We start from the raw sequence: 19,650 nt of genomic DNA on the forward strand, positions 1-19,650 counted from the left end.
TGGCAATATGGCCTTGCAACGTAGCCGTAAGCATCGCTCGGCGCGTCGTCGCCAGCCTCACGATTCCAGCTCTCGCATCAATCTCAAGTGACAGCCGCCTTGATGGCGAAGCGCGCATCCTTCCACGCACCGGTGCGCAGAATGTCCTCAAGCACTTCGACGGCCTGTCAGACATCGGCATAGCCGACATAGAGCGGGGTGAAGCCGAACCGCATGGTGGATGGCGCGCGAAAATCGCCGATCACGCCACGTTCAATCAGCGCGCGCATGATCTGGTAGCCATGCTCGTGCATGAATGAAATCTGGCTGCCGCGTTTTTCCCCGTCGCGCGTGCTTTCGAGCGTTAGCCCGTAAGCGCCGCACCTTGCCTCGACAAGCTCGATGAACAGATCGGCCAGCGCGATGCTCTTCTTGCGCACCGCCGTCATGTCGACATCGTTCCAGATGTCGAGCGCGCCCTTCAGCGTGCGCATCGACAGGACCGGCTGCGTGCCGCACAGAAACCGGCGGATGCCGGTGCCGGCCGCATAGCCTGGCTCGAAGGCGAAGGGCCGTGCATGGCCCCACCAGCCGGTGAGCGGCTGCTGGATGTCGGCAAGATGCCGCTCAGCCGCATAGATGAAGGCAGGCGCGCCCGGTCCGCCATTCAGATATTTGTAGGTGCAGCCAACGGCAAAATCGGCGTTTGCCTTGTCGAGCTCGACTGGCATCGCGCCGGCGGTGTGGCAGAGATCCCAGACGATCATCGCCCCGGCCTCCTGGGCCCTGCGCGTCAGCCCCGGCATGTCGCGCAGTTCGCCCGACTTGTAGTTGACGTGGTTGACCAGCACCACGGCAGTGCGTTCGTCGATCAGCTCTTCGATGGTCGGCGCGTCGACCCCCGAGAGGCGCAGCAGCGTATCTTTTCGCGTCGAAACCACACCTTCAGCCATGTAAAGGTCTGTCGGAAAGCTATCGCCCTCGGCGACGATGACCCGCCGCTGCGGACGCATGGCCATGGCGGCGTGCAGCAGCTTGTAGATGTTGACCGACGTCGTGTCGCAGACCACCGTCTGGCCGGTCGCGGCACCGATCAGGCGCCCGAGCTGGTCGCCAAGTTCAAGCGGCATGTTGAACCAGCCGGCCGTGTTCCATGCGCGGATGAGATCATGCGACCATTCCTCGGTCGCGGCCTTGTACAGTTCATCGAAAGCGGCACGTGAAGCAGCTCCTAGCGAATTGCCGTCGAGATAGATCACTCCTTGCGGCAACACAAAACGGTCGCGCATCGCGCGCAGCGGATCTGCGGCATCCATCGCCTTTATGGCCGCGAGATCGGGAATTCCTGTCATGATTTGCCTGCTCCCCCAAAGATTCAACGCAACGCCGGACACGCATCGACTGTTCTTCCATTACCGGGTAGCGCGCAGCAAGGCTCCACCAGCGAGAAGCAGCCTGACCAGGCGGTGGAAACCCGGAGTTAACCCGAGGTTGGCGTTTTGAGTTCGTTTCGTTCACGGTGCATTGACCAAACCGCACAGTCGATACGGGTTCAATTCCGTGCCCTTTTGCCGACCGACGGCCGATGCCAGTGGCGCCTTCTAGGAAGCCAGAAGGGCGCAAACGACAGCAGAATCAAGGCGATGAGGCTCGCGGCGGGTGAAAATGCGGCATTCCGGTAGGGGCGTGGTTTGTTTCCCGAGCCTTAACGCATTCATTAAACTTTAAACAGTTGCGGAACACAACTGGAACAGATAGTGTTTGTTCTGGGTTTGTTTTTCTGATTCTGTTGGGGGTCGCTATGCTGACACGCAAACAACACGAACTGCTTATGTTCATCCACGAAAGGTTGAAGGAAAGCGGTATTCCGCCCTCCTTCGACGAGATGAAGGAAGCGCTCGACCTGGCTTCCAAATCGGGAATCCATCGGCTGATAACGGCGCTGGAGGAGCGCGGCTTCATTCGCCGTTTGCCCAACCGGGCCCGTGCGCTGGAGGTGCTGCGCCTGCCTGACTCGATCGCCCCCGGCCTCAATGCGGCACGCAAGTTCTCGCCGAGTGTCATCCAGGGCAGTCTTGGGCAAGGTGCCCCTCGGCAGGGCAAGCCGACATCGTCGCGCGTCCCTGCAGCCGGCAATGACGACGATGTCGTCGCCGCCGTTTCGATCCCGGTGATGGGCCGCATCGCCGCCGGTGTGCCGATCGACGCCATCCAGCACCAGACGCATTCGATTTCGGTGCCGCCGGATATGATCATGGGCGGCGAGCATTATGCGCTCGAGGTCAAAGGCGATTCGATGATCGAGGCTGGCATTTTCGACGGCGACACGGTGATCATCCGCAATGCCGATACGGCGAGCCCCGGTGAGATCGTGGTGGCACTGGTCGACGAGGAGGAAGCGACGCTGAAGCGGTTCCGCCGCAAGGGCGCCTCGATCGCCCTGGAAGCCGCCAATCCGGCCTACGAGACGCGCATCTTCGGACCAGACAGGGTCAAGGTGCAAGGCAAGCTCGTCGGACTGATCCGCCGCTACTGAGCTCCGCCCTTGGCGCCGGCTTTGGGTTTGTCGGCCCTGCGGTATGGCGGCAGGCCCCGCGCCGCGCGTGAAAATTTCCGCTGCACGTGCCAGGGCCGGTATGATTTTTCGACGGCAAAGCGGATTTCGGCGCGTGTTGCCGCTTGTGGATCGAAATAGACGGCCGCACTTCCCGCGCGCGCCAGTTGCCGTTTGGTGACGACGAGGACCAGCCGGTCGTAGTAGCAGGGATTATGGGCGGTGGCGTCGTCGATGACGATCAAGCTGGCAAAGGCGCAGGCTGGCCGTGCAGTATCGCGGTCCTTGGCTTGCGCGATGATCGCGCCGGATGGATGCCTGGCAAGGCAGAGGCCGTCCGTGCAAATGAACGGTATGCCCGGCGGTAGGTCGGCCGGATCGGCAATGTCGAATTGCGGATCGTTCTTTCCAGGTGTTTCCGGCGCGACGATAGCCTCTGATGTGAGCGCGCGTTTCCAGTTGTCGATGGTGAACTCATTCGGGCGTGCCCGGTTGACCGCGAGTTCACCGCTGCCGATCGGCAGCGCGACCAGCCGTGCGTCCTCCGAGATCAATACATCGGGTACGCGCGTCTGCGTTGTCGTTAGCAAGCCGGCGAGCGCAAAAGGAAGTGCCGCGAGCCGCAACCAGGTCGTCGCCATGCTGGCAATGACGAGGGCGATCGTCACCAAAAGGACGGATCTCAGCGAAATCAGCCCGACCGCATCGATCGGCGAGCGCTCGGAGATCCACCCGGACAGGGCGATCATCGCCGTCAGCCCCTTGCCCATCACGTAGAGGAAAGGCCCATCCGCGCCGAACGGCATCGCCAGCGCACTGAGGACGGCGAAGGGCATGACGACCAGTGAGACGATAGGCATGATGGCCAGATTGGCGAACAGGCTGAGCGGCGCCACGCGCTGGAAATGCCATATGGCGAAAAGCGCCGTGGCGCTCCCTGCAATGATCGAGGTCATCGCCAGGCCGCCCATGCCCAGCAGGACCTTTCGAGTGGCAAAGCGTAGCGGCGACCGCCGGGGCGGCGGCGTGGTGGCCCTGCCGGCGCGGTAATCAGACCAGCCTGCATAGGCGCCGACAAGGGCCGCCGTCGCGGCGAAGGACATCTGGAAGCTCGGACCGACCACCTCGTGCGGCGACACCAGAATGACGGCGATGGCCGAGATCGCCAGGTTGCGCATGGTGAGCGCGGTCCGGTCGAACAGCACGGCGATAAGCATCACCGCCAGCATGATGAAGCTGCGTTCGGCCGCTACCACAATGCCGGAAAAGACGAGGTAGGCCGCAATCGAAAAAAGCGCGGCGGCCGCGGCATATTTCTTGACCGGCCGTCGCGATGAGAAATCGGGAAACAGCGCAAAGGCGCCGCGTAGCAGCGCCATGATGGTGCCGGCGACCAACGCCATATGCAGCCCCGAGATGGAGATGATGTGGTAGATGCCTGTGCGCCGCATCGCTTCGTTGATCTCCTCGGGAATGCCGGCGCGCACGCCGACGATTAGCGCAGCAGCAATCTCGCCCTCGGCGCCGCCGATGCGGCTGCGGATATGGTCGGCGATGGATTCGCGCGCGTCTTCGATCGCGGAAGAAAGCCGCGCGGCAAGCGGCATGCTGCCCGACGACACGACTTTCGGATTGCCGAGAAAAAAGCCGCTGCCGCCGATACCGGCGAAATAGCTGTCGAAGGAGAAATCATAGCTGTCGGGCCGCACCGGCCCGGTCGGCGGCAGCAGCCGCACATAGCCGGCGATCTCGGAACCGGCGGTCAGCTCAGCCGGTATCTTCATCGCCGAAACGCGGACCCGTTCCGGCATGTAGCGCAGTGTCGGCCTGGCGGTTGAGATCACATCGATCGTCAGCCTGATGCGGCCGCTCGCCATGGGCTCGTACGATACGACGCGACCGGTCAGCCGCGTCGAGATTTCGGAACCGAGCATATGCGTCCCGACACGCCAGGTCTCGAACTTGGCGGCAAGCACGCCAAGCGCGCAGAGCAACGCCACCATGAAGCACAGGCGCGTCCTGGGCCATGACCGCGAGACGACCGCACAAAGGGCTGCCAAGGCGACGATAGCTATCGGCTGTGGGAAGGCCAGCTCGGCCGCCATCGCGAAATACACGACCACCCCGCATGCGAGGAACACCGGCACCAGCAGGAAGGCGACGCCGCGGTCGAGTTCCAGGCCGGCCGCCGAGGTTACGCTGTTGCGGATACGGGACGGTGACGGAAGGCGGAAACGCCGGCGTAGGCGCACGATGGACTCGACCGCGGGCACGGGAACCGTTGCAGGGTCGCTGGCCGGCAGCGACGGAGCATCGAAGCGCGGAGCGGGCAGCAATGCCGGTGTCGGCAGGACAGGCAGGGGAGCGGCAAACAGCAAGCGTTCGCTGACGCCGCTACCAGCGTCCTCGCCCTCGCCCGCACCACGGCCTCGCACAGCCATCGGGTCTGCCCCTTGCGCCCTCGACCTCCTATGCTACATGAACGCGCAATGCGCGAAAGTCCGCAAACCCACTTCCTTCGCCCGCCTGAGAGTACCATGCCCGATAAGGTCGTCACCCGTTTTGCCCCCTCGCCCACCGGCTATCTGCACATTGGCGGCGCGCGCACGGCGCTGTTCAACTGGCTGTATGCCAAGCACACAGGCGGCACGATGCTGCTGCGCATCGAGGACACCGACCGCGAGCGCTCCACCGATGCGGCAACCGCGGCCATTCTCGACGGGCTTTCCTGGCTTGGCCTGACATGGGACGGCGAGCCGGTGTCGCAGTTCGAGCGTGCGCCGCGCCATCGCGAGGTGGCCGAGGAGCTCGTTCGCATAGGCAAGGCCTATTATTGTTATGCGACGCCTGCCGAGCTGGAAGCAATGCGCGAGAGCGCACGGGCCAAGGGGCTGCCTCCCCGCTATGATGGACGCTGGCGCGACCGCGACCCGTCGGAGGCGCCGGCCGGCGCCAAGGGGGCGATCCGCATCAAGGCGCCGACAGGCGGCGAGACGGTGGTGCATGACCGCGTCCAGGGCGACGTGCGCTTTCCCAACAAGGATCTCGACGATTTCATTATTCTGCGCTCGGACGGCAATCCAACCTACATGCATGCCGTCGTCGTCGACGATCACGACATGGGCATCACCCACATCATCCGCGGCGACGATCATTTGACCAACGCCGCACGCCAGACCGTAATCTACCAGGCCATGGGCTGGGAGGTGCCGTCGATGTCGCATATCCCGTTGATCCACGGTGCCGACGGCGCCAAGCTGTCGAAGCGGCACGGTGCGCTTGGCGTCGAGGCCTATCGCGCCATGGGCTACCTGCCGGAGGCGCTGCTCAACTATCTGGCGAGGCTTGGCTGGAGCCACGGCGACGATGAGATCATGTCGATCGCCGACATGATCTCATGGTTCGACATTGGCGACGTCAACAAGGGCGCCGCCCGTTTCGACTTCGCCAAGCTCGAAGCGCTCAACGGCGTGCACATGCGCCGCATGAACGAGGCAGCGCTGCTCGACGTCTTCATCGCCACTCTGCCCTATCTAGAAGGCGGCCCGGCAATCGCCGCGCGCCTCGACGACAGACGCAAGGCGCAACTGCTTGCCGCTTTGCCGGGCCTGAAGGAGCGCGCCAAGACGCTGGTCGAACTTGTTGAAGGGGCTGCATTCCTGTTCGTCGAGCGGCCGCTTCCGGTCGACGAGAAGGCGGCGGCGCTGCTCAGCGGTGAGGCGCGCGCGATCCTGCGGGGCGCTCATGCGGCACTAGCGACGGTTTCGGACTGGTCTGCCGCCTCAGCGGAAGCCGCGATCCGCGACTATGCGCAGGCCGGCGGCCATAAACTCGGCTCCGTGGCCCAACCTTTGCGCGCCGCGCTCACTGGCAAAAGTACCTCGCCAGGTGTCTTTGATGTGCTTGCCGTGCTGGGCCGCGAGGAAAGCCTGGGGCGGATCGCTGATCAAATCGATTAGCAAACTGGCCCAAGAAGATTGGCATTGAAAGGTGCGTTTCGCAGTGCAACATTGGGTCTTGGCCTAATCTGGCGCGCAGATTCAATTGCGGGCGCAAATGTGCGTGTTCCGATGCTTTTGACGTGTTGGGTTCAGATATTTTGCCTTTGCCGGCCTGAGGAAACAAAAAGGAGTTTGCTATGACCGAACCTGCGACAAAAATGGAATTTGGCGGCAAAACCCAGGCATCGACGGCAAAGCTGGAACTCGGCGGCAAAACCCATGAATTCAAGATACGAAGTGGTTCGGTAGGACCTGACGTCATCGACATCGGTTCGCTCTACAACACCACCGGCGTCTTTACCTACGATCCCGGCTTTACGTCGACGGCGAGCTGCGAGTCGGAAATCACCTTCATCGATGGCGATGCCGGCATTCTCTTGCACCGCGGCTACCCGATCGACCAATTGGCCGAGCACGGCGACTTCCTCGAAGTCTGCTATCTCTTGCTCTATGGTGAACTACCGACCAAGGCGCAGAAGGACGATTTCGACTACCGGGTGACGCGCCACACCATGGTGCATGAGCAGATGTCGCGCTTTTTCACCGGCTTCCGCCGTGATGCGCATCCGATGGCGGTGATGTGCGGCGTGGTCGGCGCGCTGTCGGCCTTCTATCACGATTCCACCGACATCTCGGACCCTTATCAACGCATGGTCGCCTCAATGCGGCTGATCGCCAAGATGCCGACGATCGCGGCGATGGCCTATAAATACCACATCGGCCAGCCGTTCATTTATCCGAAGAACGAGCTGAATTTCGCAGCCAACTTCCTGCATATGTGCTTCGCCGTGCCTTGCGAGGAATACAAGATCAATCCGGTGCTGGCGCGCGCGATGGAGCGCATCTTCATCCTGCACGCCGATCACGAACAGAACGCCTCGACTTCGACCGTCCGCCTGGCCGGCTCATCGGGCGCCAATCCCTTTGCCTGTATCGCTGCCGGTATCGCCTGCCTGTGGGGTCCCGCACATGGCGGCGCCAACGAGGCAGCCCTGAACATGCTGGGCGAGATCGGCCATGTCGATCACATCCCGGAATTCATTGCGCGCGCCAAGGATAAGAACGATCCGTTCCGATTGATGGGCTTTGGCCACCGCGTTTACAAGAACTACGATCCGCGCGCCAAGATCATGCAAAAGACCGCGCACGAAGTCCTGGGCGAGCTCGGCATCAAGGACGATCCGCTGCTCGACATCGCCATGGAGCTGGAAAAGATTGCGCTGACCGATTCCTATTTCATCGAGAAGAAGCTCTATCCCAACGTCGATTTCTATTCCGGCATCACGCTGAAGGCGCTGGGCTTCCCCACCACCATGTTCACCGTGCTGTTCGCGGTCGCCCGCACCGTCGGCTGGATCGCGCAGTGGAAGGAGATGATCGAGGACCCGCACCAGAAGATCGGTCGCCCGCGCCAGCTTTATACCGGCGCGCCGGAACGGGATTATGTGCCGATCGCGAAGCGGTGAATGGTGAATGGTGAATGGTGAATGGTGAATGGTGAATGGGAGTAGCAAAGCGTCGCTCCCTGTCTATAGAACTACTATTCACTATTCACTATTCACTATTCACTCACTTCCTCACCATCCCCATCACCACCCCCGCCGCCATCTCGCCTGACGGCTTGTCGGTTGCCATACGCCCGGCAATGTCGGCAAAACCGTCCTGCTGCCAGGCGCGGTAGGCGGTGTCGAAGAACAGCGCCTCCAGTTGCCGCGCCAGATAATGCGGCCGCACATATTGATTGTAGTGTTCCGGCACAACCGGCCGGTCGGCGATGAGATTGGGCAAGGCTGCGCTCCATACTTTGATCAGCGGCTGCACCATGCGCATGACCGGATCGAGCCGGTAGCAGGAGATCATCGGCACACCCGCCAGTGCCAGTTCCAGCGATACCGTCCCCGACGCGATCAGCGCCGCATCGGCCTTGCCGAAGGCCTGCCATTTGCGTTCGGCATCAAGGATGATCTCCGGCTTCTCGTCCCAGCTCGCGACCGAGGACCTGACCAGGTCGGCGACGTGCGGCACCGTCGGCAACAGCAGGCGCAAGCGGTGCCCGCGCGCCCGCAGGATCGACACCGTTTCGCCGAACGGCCCAACCAGGCGCCGCACCTCACCACGACGCGAACCGGGCAATACAAGCAACGTTTTGACGTGATCTGCGGACAGGTCACGCGGCTGCGCCTGCGCCCTGGCGGCACTGATTATGCCCGGATCGTGTGCAAGGCGATGCCCGACATAAGTGCCGGGCGGCCCGCCCAGGCGGGCGAGTTCCTTCACCTCGAACGGCAGGATGCAAAGGATGTGATCTACATATGGCCTCATCGCCGGCGCCCTGCCCGGCCGCCAAGCCCAAACGCTCGGGCAGACATAATGGACGATCGGGATCGTCGGGTCGGCAGCACGCACCTTCTTGGCGACGCGCAGCGAGAAATCCGGACTGTCGATGGTGATAAGGCAATCGGGCTTTTCACAGGCAATCGAGTTTGCCGTCTGGCCGATCCGCCGCATCAGGCGCGGCAAGTCGCGCAGGATGGCGCTAAGCCCCATCAGTGCGATCTCGCTGCCGTCGAACAATGGCGCCAGGCCGAGCGCCTGCAAATGGCGGCCGCCGATGCCGACAAGCCGAACTTCGCGCCCGGTCATGCGCTTTAACGCCTGCACAAGGTCGGCGCCAAGCAGGTCGCCGGACTCTTCGCCGGCGACGACGGCTATCTTCAACGGCCGGTCATTCGCCATGCGCCGGCTCCGCAGCAGGCAGGCCGACCACGAAAAGGCCGAGCGCGTTGGCACGTCCGATGGTGGCGGGACCTTCGAGCACCAGCGAGCGACCGGCTTCGACGGCAATGCCGGCCAGTCCGGCGGCATGCGCCGCATCGACGGTCAGCGGACCGATAGAGGGCAGATCGGCGCGCAGTTCCTGACCAGGCTTGGCGCATTTGACCAAAACACCACGGCTCCTGCCAGCCAGCCTGCCGTGCCCGCGTAACTGTTTTGTCCGCTCGAGCAGCCCGTCGGTGCCTTCGACGCCTTCCAACGCAATGGCGCGGCCACCGACCGCAACAGCCGCCTGGCCGATATCCAGCGCGCCAATTGCTTTTGCTGCAGCGTGCGCCGCCTCGATGTCGCGCCAGTCGGATTTGCGTGGCGCCGCCTTGGTCAGCAGGCCTTCGGCGGCGACCAGCTCCGGCACGATCTCGTGAGCGCCGACGACCTTGATGCCGCTGCGCTCGATCCTGCGCACGAACAGTTTCAGCACCGTATCGTCCCCCCGGGTTACACCGACGAAGAGGCTGGGCAGCCAGGCGAGCAGGCCCAAATTGAGGCGCATGGCGCTCAGCCTGGGGCGGCGCGTGATATGACCCGCGGTCACCAGATGCGTAACGTGATGCCGCTTGAGCATCGGCAACAGCGAGCCGACGTCTTCCAGCCTCAAGGTTGCCTGCTCATAGGGCTCGAAATCGGCTATGCGGTCGACCTCGCCCGCCGCCATCACGACGAATGGCAATTTGCCTTGCCGGGCGAGCGCTCGGGCAATTTCGACCGGGAGACTGCCGCCGCCGGCGATGATGCCGACCTTGGCATCTGGCGCGAGATCAAGGCCCTTTCCGGCAGCCTCAATCTTCGTCATCTGCTCTCAGTCTTCATCATCGGTATCGTCGCCGTCGCCACCCTTGAGCGACGGCACGGCATAGTGCCGCTTGCCGCGACCGGCGATGAAATCGACGATCTTCATGGCAGTCGGCGACGAGGCGAACTCCGCCTTGGCGAATTCGATGTTTTCGCCGACGGTCCGAGAACGATCGAAGATCGTCTTATAGGCTTTGCGCAGCAAGTGGATCTCCGAACGCGGCAAGCCGGCGCGCTTCAGGCCAATGATATTGAGGCCGCGAAGGCTGGCACGGTTGCCAACGGCGATGGCGTAGGGAATGACGTCGCCGACGATCGCCGAGCAGCCGCCGAGAAAGGCGTTATCGCCGATGCGTACAAACTGATGAACCGCGGTAAGGCCCCCGATGTAGACATTGTCACCGACTTCGCAATGCCCGCCTAACGTCGCTTGATTGGCGAAGGTGGCGTTCTTGCCGACCACGCAGTCATGGGCAATGTGGGCATAGGCAAGGAAATTGCCGTTGTTGCCGATCGTCGTTTCGCCCCGGCTGGAATCGGTGCCGACATGCATGGTGACGCCTTCGCGGATCGTGCAGTTCTCGCCGATCACCAGCATGGTACGGCCGCCCTTGTGCTTGGTGTTCTGCGGCGGCCCGCCCAGTATCGCCATCGGATAGACCTTGGTCGATGCACCGATGGTGGTCGCGCCCATCACCGAGACATGGCTGACCAGTTCGACACGGTCGCCGATCACGGCGTCGGGGCCGACGTGGCAGAAGGGTCCGATGCGGGCGCCTTCGCCGATTTGGGCGCCTGCCTCGATGACCGACGATGGATGGATGACTGTCTGGATTTTCATTAGCATTCGTTTGTCAGCCGCTTGCGACCATCATCGCCGAGATCTCGGCTTCCGCCGCCTTGGCGCCATCGACGAGGGCCTCGCAAGCGAATTTGAGAAGATTGCCGCGTTTCTTGATTTTCTTCACATGAATTTTCAACTGGTCGCCTGGAACGACCGGCTTGCGGAACTTGGCATTGTCGATGGTCAGGAAATAAACCAGCGACGGCTTTTCCGTACCGAGGCTGCGGATGCAGATGGCGCCGGCCGTCTGCGCCATCGCCTCGATGATCAGCACGCCGGGCATGACCGGCTGGTCGGGGAAATGACCTTGGAAATGCGGCTCGTTTATGGTGACGTTCTTGATGCCGATGGCGGATTCGTCGCCATCTATGTCGACAATACGGTCGATCATCAGGAACGGATAGCGGTGCGGCAGGAGCTTCATCAGCCGCATTATGTCAACCGCTTCGAGCGTCGCCGCTGCGATGTCAGCCATTTCCCCCCTCACCCTGTTTGCGCGTCCGTGCAAGTCTGCGCAAGGCCGCTATCTCGCGCATGGCTTCCGCCATCGGCTGCGCCGGATATCCTCCCCAAATCTCACCGGCAGGCACATTGCTCATAAACCCGCTTCTTGCCGCAAGCTTGGCCCCGGACCCGATGGTCAAATGATCCGCAAGGCCGACGCCGCCACCCATGGTGACGTTGTCGCCTACCGTCACGGAACCGGAAATACCCGAAAGCCCGGCTATTATGCAATTGCGGCCGATGCGAACGTTGTGCGCGATCTGCACCAGATTGTCGATCTTGGTGCCCTGGCCGATGATCGTGTCGGACATGGCGCCGCGATCGACGGTGGTATTCGAGCCGATCTCGACATCGTCCTGGATGATGACGCGGCCGATCTGCGGAACCCGCTCCGGACCCTTGGCGCCGGCTACGAAACCGAAGCCATCCTGGCCGATCCTGGCACCGCCATGGATGATGACGCGATTGCCGATCAACGCATATTGCACGCTGGCACCTGGACCGACATAGCCGTCGCGGCCGATCTGAGAGGACGGACCGATGACCGCATGCGGAGCAATGACGGTTCCGCTGCCGATGGCAGCGCGCGGTCCGATGACCGCACCCGCTTCGATGATCGCGCCGGCCTCGACATGGGCGGTCGCATCGATATGGGCGTGCGGCGAGATACCGGTTTCGCCGGTCATCGGTCCAGGCGTCGCAGCCGCGGGGAAAAGCAGGCGCCCTACCATTGCGAAAGCCTGCTGCGGGCGCGGATGCACCAGAACCGCGATGCCCACCGGCGCCTTGCCGGCAAATTCCGCAGGGCAGAGAACCGCTGCCGCCCGCAGTGACTGCATCAGCGCGAAATTGCGCCTGCCATCGACGAAGACAAGCGCGTTCTCGCCGCCTTCGTTGGCGGGCGCCAGAGCCTCGATCGATACATCGGAGAGACCGGAATCGACAAGTATCGAGCCGGTCAGATTCGCGACTTCGCCGGCCGTATACCGGCGTGATGGCGCGAAGAACACCGGATCGGTCATTCCAGAAGCAATATCCAGCTAGCGCATGACCCCGAAATCGGAAATCGATCCTCGGAAAGGATCATGCGCAAATCAAAGTGCTTTCGGATCACTGCCATCCGGATCCAAACGAGCCGGAAGCATCGTTACCCACGCATCAGAAGCGGGTCGATATGCCGAAGTTGAATTCCTGCACGTCGTCGGTCTTTTCCTTCTTGACCGGGATCGCATAGTCGATGCGGATCGGGCCGAAAGGCGATGCCCACATCAAACCGACACCGACGGAAGCGCGCCATTCCATGCCGGTTGTCGAAGAATTGACAAGGCCACTTGCGATTTTGCTGCCGTAGAGCGTTGCCGCATCGGCGAACACAGCGCCACGCAAACCGAAGCTTTCGGGGATGACCGGCAGCGGGAACTGCGCTTCCGCCGAGGCATTGAAGTAGGTGGTGCCGCCGAGATGGTCATTGCTGTTGTCCGAAGCAACCGGGCCGATGCCGCCGTATTCGAAGCCGCGGATCATACGGTCGCTGCTCTGGAAATGGTCGAAGACGCGCAGATCGCCGTTGCCATACCCTTGGACATGACCGGCGCCGCCCGAAATGAGGCCCACCAGATCCAATTGTTCGGACAGCGTCTGATAGATGCTGCCGCGCGCCGTAACCTTGATGAACTTGGCGTCGCCGCCGAGGCCTGCCACTTCCGTGCCGACATTGGCATAGATACCGTCATGCGGGTTCTTCATGTCATCGATCGTATTGTAGATCAGGCCGAGACTGACCGAAGACTTGAGCCATGGGCTCTCGTTGACGCCGTTTTGGATCGCCTGGGACACGTCGCAACCGGCCGATGGGTCGCAGCCCTTGTCGAACTCGTACTTCTCTTGCGCGATGTTATACGCCAGCTGCGTCGAGATATTGTCGGTGATCGGCAGGCCGAAGCGAACGGTCGCGCCTGTCGTGTCGCTGTCGTAATGGTCGTAGTTTCGGCTTTGCTTGTAGATGTCGAAGCCGGCCGCGATGCGGCGTCCGAGGAAATAGGGTTCGGTGAAAGAGAAGCTGTAGTCGCGCGAGTTCTTGCCACCGCCCGCCGCCACCTTGATGAATTGGCCGCGACCGAGGAAGTTGCGCTCACTGATGGAGCCTTCGACGGACGGACCTGACGTTTCACCGCCGCTCGAATAACCGGCGCCGACGGTGAACTCACCGGTCGATTTCTCGACCACGTCGACCACCAGCACAACCTGGTCCGGCTCAGAACCCGGAACGGTAGAGATTTCGACTTTCTCAAAATAATCGAGCGCTTCCAGCCGCCTCTTCGCGCGCTGGATGAGGACCTGATTGAAAGCGTCACCTTCGCTGACATCGAACTCGCGGCGAATGACGTAGTCGCGAGTCCGATCGTTGCCGCGAATCTCGATGCGCTCGATATAGGCCTTGGTACCCTGGTCGACCGTATAGACGACCGAGATCGTGTGGTTCTCGAAGTTGCGGTCGCCGCGCGGCGTCACCTGGGCGAAGGCATAGCCGGACCCAGCCACCTTCTCGGTCAGCGCGATGATCGTGTCCTCGACGTTCTTGGCGTTGTAGACATCGCCCTTGTGGGTCTCGACTACTGATTCAAGCGACTTGCTGTCGACCTCGGGGATCGTGCTTTCGACGCTGACATCCCCGAACGTATAACGCTCGCCCTCCTGCACCGTGATGGTGACGGTGTATTTGTTGGTGGTGTCGTCGAGTTCGCCGACGGCCGAGACGACCTGGAAGTCCGCATAGCCGTGATTGTAATAGAAGCGGCGCAGCAGCTCCTGGTCGGCGCGCAGCTTGTCCTCGTCATAAACGTCGTCGCGCAGCACGAACGAAAGGAAGGACGAGCGCTTGGTGGAGATAATGTCCGACAGCCGGCGGCTCGAATAGGCGCTGTTGCCGACGAAATTGATCGCTGCGATCTGGGTGCGGCCGCCTTCGTTGATGTTGAAGACCACGTTTACGCGGTTGTCGCCGAGATCCATGATCTGGGTGGTCACGGCGGCGTCGTCGCGGCCGATACGCCGGTATGCGGCCTTGACCGCCTCGACATCGGCGTCGAGCTGCTGTTGCGAGAAGGTGCCGCGCGGCTTCAACTGCACCGCGGCTTCAAGCGCGTTGTCCTTGAGCTTCTTGTTGCCCTGGAACAGCACCTGGTTGACGACCTGGTATTCGGACACCTTGATGACCAGCGTCGATCCAACCTGGTTGATCTGCACGTCCGAAAACAGCCCGGTGCCGAACAGCGCCTTGACCGCATCGTCAATGTCCGAACTGGAAAACGCCTTGCCGGGCTTGATCGTCACGTAATTGCGGATGGTGTCCGCGTCGACACGCTGATTGCCGGTGACTTCGACTCTGGAGACGACAGCCGCCTCGGCGGCCGATGTGGCAACGAACTGCACTGCGAGCGCGCCTGGTACAACCAGAGCGGCGGACATAGCCACCGCGGACGCGGCGCTCAGAAACTTGGATGCTGCCTTCATCGGGCTTTTGTACCTTTTCTCGAAGTCCCCACGGCGAGAAAACCGGACGTGCGGTAATTTCCCCTACCGTATTAACCGGATTTTCCCTACACGCAAGGCTTCTGGTTAATTTGTATTTACTTAACCCTGCGGCGTGGCTTTCGCGTCACGCATATCCCCACGCATGGTAAACGGCGTCTCAACATTGCTCGTGCCGAAGCCAAATTCCTTCATGATTTCAGCACCCAAACAGATCGTTCCAGAAAACAAAGCCCATGAACCCGAGCACCAATATGAGGCCGCTTCGGTAAGCCATTTCCATCATGCGTTCGGACACCGGCCGCCGGATGACAGCCTCCACGCCGTAGAACAGAAGATGCCCTCCGTCGAGGGGGGGAATCGGCAAAAGGTTGAGAATCCCTATCCCGACTGACAGGAATGCAACAAGCTGCACGAGCCATTCAAAGCCAAGCTTTGCCGCCTGACCCGACATCTTGGCGATCTTGATGGGGCCGCCCAGCTGGCACTTGTCCTCGCGACCGACAACGAAACGTTGCAGGAACTGGCCGGTACGCTGGATGACGTGTCCGGTTTCCTGGACCGCTGCCCCGACCGCCCCGGCCGGACTATAGGTGATCAGCCGTGGCTGGCCGAGTTCCTTGTTGTTGACGACGCCGATCACGGCCACCTGGACCTTGTTGCCCAGTGCGTCTTGTTGTTCCATCAAGCGCGGCGTCGCCGTGACGGTGATTTCCTTGCCGCCGCGTAGCATGACGAAGGTGATGCTGTCGCCGGCGCGGCCGGAAACCAGACGCTGGACGTCGGCAAAGGTCTCGACCTTGCTGCCGTCGACGCTGACGAATCGGTCGCCGGGCATGATGCCGGCCGCGGCGGCCGGACTGCCGACGGTGACCTCAGCCACCATCGGCTCCAGCACGGGCCGGCCATGGACGGAAAATAGCACGGCAAAGACGGCGATCGTCAGCAGGAAGTTGAACAGCGGCCCCGCCACGACGGTCGCCGCCCGCTTCCAGATCGGCTGCGTGTGGAAGGCAACCTTGCGTTCTTCATCGCTCAGCGCCTCGATCTCCTCCGAGCTGGGCTGGCTCGATGTCGCGTTCATGTCGCCGACGAACTTGACGTAGCCGCCGAGCGGTATGGCGCAAAGCTTCCAGCGCGTGCCGCGGCTATCGTTGAAGCCTATGATCTCAGGGCCGAAACCGATCGAGAAAGCTTTTGCGCCGATACCGCACCAACGCCCGACGAGGTAATGGCCCATTTCGTGGACAAAAACGACCACGGTCAGCACGAACAGGAAAGGCACCAGCGTGCCGAGGACAAAGCCCTCTGTGCTGAAAACCGCGTGAAGAATCTCGTTCAATTCATGCCCTCAAATTCATCCACGGCACAGATCACGCCGCGACTGTGACATCAATCCAGGCGAATCCATGACGCAGCCCCGCGCCCGGCCCACCGACGATGCCGCTCAAACCGGAAACAGCCCCTGTGCCGGATGATCGGCGGTCGCGGCAATCCAGCCGATGACGTATAGGGCGAAAGCCGCCGCGACAAGCCCATCGACCCGGTCCATGATGCCGCCGTGGCCGGGTATCAGCGTGCCGGAATCTTTACGGCCGTGGCGTCGCTTGACCCATGATTCGAACAGATCGCCGGCCTGCGCGACGATCGAAAGTACCAGTGCGACCACGCCAAGCACGACGAGGTTGCCCGTTCCGGCTACGGCGGCCAGAAGCAGCCCGGCCACTACGCCGCCGACCACCCCACCGAGCGCCCCGCTCCGCGTCTTGCCCGGCGAGATCGACGGCGCCAGCCTTGGGCCGCCGACGGAGCGGCCGACGAAATAGGCAAAAATATCGGTCGCCCAAACCACGGCGAATAGGAACAGAATGGCTAGCAGCCCGGAAAGGTCGCCGTCGCGCAGCAAAGCCAGCGACAGGCCGGACGCGGCCGCATAGGCCAGGCCGGATGCTTCCCACGGTCCTGCCCTGCGCATGAAAGCCGCGACGGCAGCGACAGCAACCAGAGCCGCGACGAGCGGCAGCAGCAAAGACGCAGGCAGGCTGGCGACGAGGGCACCAATAAAGACCACGATCAGCGCCTCGGGCAGAAAGCCGAGACCTGCCGTAGCATTAGCACCTGCCGGGGCAACGGGGCGGCTCATCCGCGTCCACTCGTAGAAGATCCCCGCCGCCATGGCAGCGCAAAGCAACCGGAAGGGCAGTCCGCCGAGCCAGGTCAGGCCAAGCGTGACGATGGCAAGCACGACGGCCGAAATGACCCGGAGCTGAAGGTTGCTCATTCCTCAGCCTGAGGCGACATCTTGGGCGGCAAGTCCACCGAAGCGGCGCTCGCGGCCGGCGAAATCGCGCAGTGCATCGGACAGGTGCTCGCGACTGAAGTCGGGCCAGTAGCAAGGCAGGAAAACGAGCTCGCTATAGGCTGCCTGCCACAACAGGAAATTGGACAGCCGAAGCTCGCCGCTGGTGCGGATGACCAGTTCCGGATCCGGAATGCCCTCTGTATCGAGCGAGCTGGCAAAGGAATCGGCCGTGATCGCCTCGCTCTCGATCTCACCGCGCGCCACCGCCGCTGCGAGCTTGCGCGCAGTGCGCACGATCTCGTCGCGCCCGCCGTAATTGAAGGCAATGACCAGTGTCAGCGCCTCGTTGCTGAGAGTGAGCGTTTCGGCTTCCTCGAGCAGGCCCCTTATGTCGGGCTGCAGCCCTGCCCTGTCACCGATGACCCTGATCCGCACCCCACTCTGGTGCAGCTCGGCGAGGTCACGTCGGATGAAAAGCTTCAGCAGGCCCATGAGGTCGCTGACTTCGGATTTCGGCCGTGACCAGTTTTCCGATGAAAAAGCATAGACCGTCAGGAAGGAGATGCCGAGGCCGGGGGCGGCGCGCACTGTCTTGCGCAGCGCCTCGACGCCGGCGCGGTGACCGGCCAGCCGCGGCAAGCCGCGCGCCTTGGCCCAGCGTCCGTTTCCGTCCATGATGATCGCGACATGCGCGGGCGTTGCCATATTCTCGCTTCCGGGCCAGCCGTGGCCAGACCCTAGACCTGCATGATTTCCGCTTCCTTATCGGAAAGCAGGTGGTCGATGGTGCTGATTGTCTCGTCGGTCAGTTTCTGAACCTGGTCGGCCCGTTTGCGATGGTCGTCCTCACTGATGTCGCCGTCCTTTTCTGCCTTTTTCAGAAAGTCCATCCCGTCCCGGCGAACGTGACGCACGGCGACGCGGGCATTCTCGGCATAACCGTGCGAGATCTTGACCAGCTCCTTGCGGCGCTGTTCGTTGAGCTCGGGCAGCGGAATCCTGAGATTGGTACCGTCGACGATAGGATTGAAGCCGAGATTGGCTTCACGGATGGCGCGGTCGACGGCGCTGACCATAAACTTGTCCCAGATCGAAACCGAAATCATGCGCGGTTCCGGCACCGACACTGTTGCCACCTGGTTGATCGGCATGGTGGTGCCATAGGCCTGCACCTGGACGGCATCGAGCAGGTTGCTCGACGCGCGGCCCGTGCGCAGCGAAGCCAGATCATGCTTGAACGCGGCGATCGCCCCGTCCATGCGCCGTTTGAGATCGTCGTATTCGCCACTCATCATCGTCTCCTCGACCCGTTAACCCGGGTTCACTGCTTAGGGTAAGCCCTGTTCGAGCCTCATCCGCAACCGGTCCCTTTCGGGTTCATGGGTCCGGTCAATCGTCTGCTACAACCGTGCAACGGCCGCCGCCCCTCAGGATATCGCCGAAACCACCCTTCTCGTGGATCGAATAGACGATTATCGGAATGTTGTTTTCGCGCGCAAGTGCAATCGCCGCCGTATCCATGATCGAAAGCCCGCGTTTGATGACTTCGTCATGGCTGATCCGCTCGAAACGTGTCGCGTGCGGGTCCTTCTTGGGATCAGCCGAATAGACTCCGTCGACCTGGGTGCCCTTGAACAGAGCATCGGCGCCGATCTCGGCGGCGCGAAGGGCTGCAGCCGAATCGGTGGTGAAGAACGGATTGCCGGTGCCGCCGGCGAAGATAACGACCTTGCCCTGGTTCATGTAGGCGGTCGCCTGACGCTGCGAAAAACTTTCGCAAAGCTCGGGCATAGCGATCGCCGACAGCACCACGGCGTCGACGCCGATCTTGTTGAGCGAGGTGCGCAGCGCCAGCGAGTTTATGACGGTGGCGAGCATGCCCATATGGTCGCCGGTAACACGGTCGCCGCCCTTCGAGGCAACCGCGACGCCACGGAAGATGTTGCCGCCGCCGATGACGACACCGACTTCGATGCCCAGTGCGCGGGCCTCGGCGATGTCGGCGGCGATGCGGTCGACCACCGATACGTCGATGCCGAAATGCTGCTCGCCCATCAACGCTTCGCCCGATGCTTTCAGCAAGACACGTCGGTAGAGGGGCTTCACCGTCATCTGGTCCTCGTCATCGTGCGTGTGACGCGTTTCGGTGCGCCCCGAAACACTGGGCGTTCCGATACACGAAGGGGGCCCCCCGGGTGCACCCGGGCCCCCCGGGGAATTTGGGGTAGGGGGGCCGGTGTAGCGGCGGCTCAACCCCCGCCAACTGGGCGGGGGGGGCAGCGGCGGCGGCTCAAATGGACGGGTTGCC

15 protein-coding genes and 1 pseudogene are annotated in these 19,650 nt (G+C 62.3%); 3 read left to right on the forward strand and 13 right to left on the reverse strand.

The genetic code is table 11. The annotated features are described in order from the left end of the window. Positions 1-83: 83 nt before the first annotated feature. Positions 84-1,331: pseudogene (gene kynU / locus NKI95_RS30340) on the reverse strand (kynureninase). 449 nt (positions 1,332-1,780) lie between these two features. On the opposite strand from kynU, the gene lexA reads away from it, so the two are divergent. After that, positions 1,781-2,515 carry a transcriptional repressor LexA gene (gene lexA / locus NKI95_RS30345; protein WP_023674949.1) on the forward strand — a complete coding sequence of 245 codons (735 nt, stop codon included), beginning with the start codon at positions 1,781-1,783 and terminating at the stop codon, positions 2,513-2,515. Here the strand turns inward: lexA and NKI95_RS30350 are convergent. Then, complete coding sequence (locus tag NKI95_RS30350) at positions 2,509-4,974, reverse strand: ComEC/Rec2 family competence protein (protein ID WP_352721478.1); 2,466 nt, start codon at positions 4,972-4,974, stop codon at positions 2,509-2,511. The two genes, lexA and NKI95_RS30350, sit on opposite strands and share 7 nt — an antisense overlap. A 96-nt stretch (positions 4,975-5,070) precedes the next feature. Between NKI95_RS30350 and gltX the strand changes: the two genes are divergently transcribed. Further along, complete coding sequence (gltX, locus tag NKI95_RS30355) at positions 5,071-6,492, forward strand: glutamate--tRNA ligase (protein WP_352721480.1); 1,422 nt, start codon at positions 5,071-5,073, stop codon at positions 6,490-6,492. Positions 6,493-6,671: 179 nt separating this feature from the next. Beyond that, entirely contained in the window at positions 6,672-8,000 is a 1,329-nt protein-coding gene (gene gltA, locus NKI95_RS30360; RefSeq protein ID WP_292653520.1) for a citrate synthase, read from the forward strand. 103 nt (positions 8,001-8,103) lie between these two features. Here the strand turns inward: gltA and lpxB are convergent, their stop codons facing one another. From lpxB to pyrH, 11 genes are all read right to left on the reverse strand, one after another. Further along, positions 8,104-9,270, reverse strand: a complete 1,167-nt coding sequence (lpxB, locus tag NKI95_RS30365) for a lipid-A-disaccharide synthase (RefSeq protein WP_352721482.1) — start codon at positions 9,268-9,270, stop codon at positions 8,104-8,106. Further along, positions 9,260-10,162, reverse strand: a complete 903-nt coding sequence (locus NKI95_RS30370) for an LpxI family protein (protein ID WP_502908353.1) — start codon at positions 10,160-10,162, stop codon at positions 9,260-9,262. The genes lpxB and NKI95_RS30370 overlap by 11 nt, the downstream gene beginning before the upstream one ends. A gap of 6 nt (positions 10,163-10,168) precedes the next feature. Continuing rightward, complete coding sequence (gene lpxA / locus NKI95_RS30375; protein WP_352721484.1) at positions 10,169-11,002, reverse strand: acyl-ACP--UDP-N-acetylglucosamine O-acyltransferase; 834 nt, start codon at positions 11,000-11,002, stop codon at positions 10,169-10,171. Positions 11,003-11,015: 13 nt separating this feature from the next. Then, positions 11,016-11,480: a 3-hydroxyacyl-ACP dehydratase FabZ gene (gene fabZ, locus NKI95_RS30380; protein WP_023674942.1), complete on the reverse strand. Its 465-nt coding sequence runs from the start codon at positions 11,478-11,480 to the stop codon at positions 11,016-11,018. Then, positions 11,473-12,531 carry a UDP-3-O-(3-hydroxymyristoyl)glucosamine N-acyltransferase gene (gene lpxD / locus NKI95_RS30385; protein WP_352721486.1) on the reverse strand — a complete coding sequence of 353 codons (1,059 nt, stop codon included), beginning with the start codon at positions 12,529-12,531 and terminating at the stop codon, positions 11,473-11,475. Before lpxD ends, fabZ begins: the two co-directional genes overlap by 8 nt. Before the next feature lie 136 nt (positions 12,532-12,667). Continuing rightward, positions 12,668-15,022, reverse strand: coding sequence for an outer membrane protein assembly factor BamA (bamA, locus tag NKI95_RS30390; RefSeq protein ID WP_352721488.1), 2,355 nt, complete (start codon positions 15,020-15,022; stop codon positions 12,668-12,670). Between the two features lie 217 nt (positions 15,023-15,239). Next, the gene (gene rseP, locus NKI95_RS30395) at positions 15,240-16,382 is read right to left on the reverse strand and encodes an RIP metalloprotease RseP (RefSeq protein WP_352492015.1); all 1,143 of its coding nucleotides are present in this window, start codon (positions 16,380-16,382) and stop codon (positions 15,240-15,242) included. Positions 16,383-16,487: 105 nt separating this feature from the next. Beyond that, on the reverse strand, positions 16,488-17,321 hold the full coding sequence (locus NKI95_RS30400; RefSeq protein WP_352721490.1) for a phosphatidate cytidylyltransferase: 834 nt from the start codon (positions 17,319-17,321) through the stop codon (positions 16,488-16,490). Between the two features lie 3 nt (positions 17,322-17,324). Further along, on the reverse strand, positions 17,325-18,047 hold the full coding sequence (locus NKI95_RS30405) for an isoprenyl transferase (protein WP_023674936.1): 723 nt from the start codon (positions 18,045-18,047) through the stop codon (positions 17,325-17,327). Between the two features lie 32 nt (positions 18,048-18,079). Next, positions 18,080-18,634 (reverse strand): ribosome recycling factor, encoded by a 555-nt coding sequence (gene frr / locus NKI95_RS30410; protein ID WP_352721492.1) that lies wholly within the window; start codon positions 18,632-18,634, stop codon positions 18,080-18,082. Positions 18,635-18,731: 97 nt separating this feature from the next. Next, the gene (gene pyrH, locus NKI95_RS30415; RefSeq protein WP_023674934.1) at positions 18,732-19,454 is read right to left on the reverse strand and encodes a UMP kinase; all 723 of its coding nucleotides are present in this window, start codon (positions 19,452-19,454) and stop codon (positions 18,732-18,734) included. Positions 19,455-19,650 lie beyond the last annotated feature (196 nt).

Origin of the sequence: Mesorhizobium sp. M0306 (genome assembly GCF_040321655.1) — a bacterium.
Classification (GTDB): domain Bacteria; phylum Pseudomonadota; class Alphaproteobacteria; order Rhizobiales; family Rhizobiaceae; genus Mesorhizobium.

Coding starts and splice junctions, on each gene's coding strand:
- lpxD (WP_352721486.1), bottom strand. CDS start 12,531: ATGACCGATCCGGTGTTCTTCGCGCCATCACGCCGGTATACGGCCGGC.
- lpxA (WP_352721484.1), bottom strand. CDS start 11,002: ATGAAAATCCAGACAGTCATCCATCCATCGTCGGTCATCGAGGCAGGC.
- pyrH (WP_023674934.1), bottom strand. CDS start 19,454: ATGACGGTGAAGCCCCTCTACCGACGTGTCTTGCTGAAAGCATCGGGC.
- NKI95_RS30350 (WP_352721478.1), bottom strand. CDS start 4,974: ATGGCTGTGCGAGGCCGTGGTGCGGGCGAGGGCGAGGACGCTGGTAGC.
- bamA (WP_352721488.1), bottom strand. CDS start 15,022: ATGAAGGCAGCATCCAAGTTTCTGAGCGCCGCGTCCGCGGTGGCTATG.
- frr (WP_352721492.1), bottom strand. CDS start 18,634: ATGAGTGGCGAATACGACGATCTCAAACGGCGCATGGACGGGGCGATC.
- fabZ (WP_023674942.1), bottom strand. CDS start 11,480: ATGGCTGACATCGCAGCGGCGACGCTCGAAGCGGTTGACATAATGCGG.
- NKI95_RS30405 (WP_023674936.1), bottom strand. CDS start 18,047: ATGGCAACGCCCGCGCATGTCGCGATCATCATGGACGGAAACGGACGC.
- NKI95_RS30370 (WP_502908353.1), bottom strand. CDS start 10,162: ATGACGAAGATTGAGGCTGCCGGAAAGGGCCTTGATCTCGCGCCAGAT.
- NKI95_RS30400 (WP_352721490.1), bottom strand. CDS start 17,321: ATGAGCAACCTTCAGCTCCGGGTCATTTCGGCCGTCGTGCTTGCCATC.
- gltA (WP_292653520.1), top strand. CDS start 6,672: ATGACCGAACCTGCGACAAAAATGGAATTTGGCGGCAAAACCCAGGCA.
- lexA (WP_023674949.1), top strand. CDS start 1,781: ATGCTGACACGCAAACAACACGAACTGCTTATGTTCATCCACGAAAGG.
- lpxB (WP_352721482.1), bottom strand. CDS start 9,270: ATGGCGAATGACCGGCCGTTGAAGATAGCCGTCGTCGCCGGCGAAGAG.
- gltX (WP_352721480.1), top strand. CDS start 5,071: ATGCCCGATAAGGTCGTCACCCGTTTTGCCCCCTCGCCCACCGGCTAT.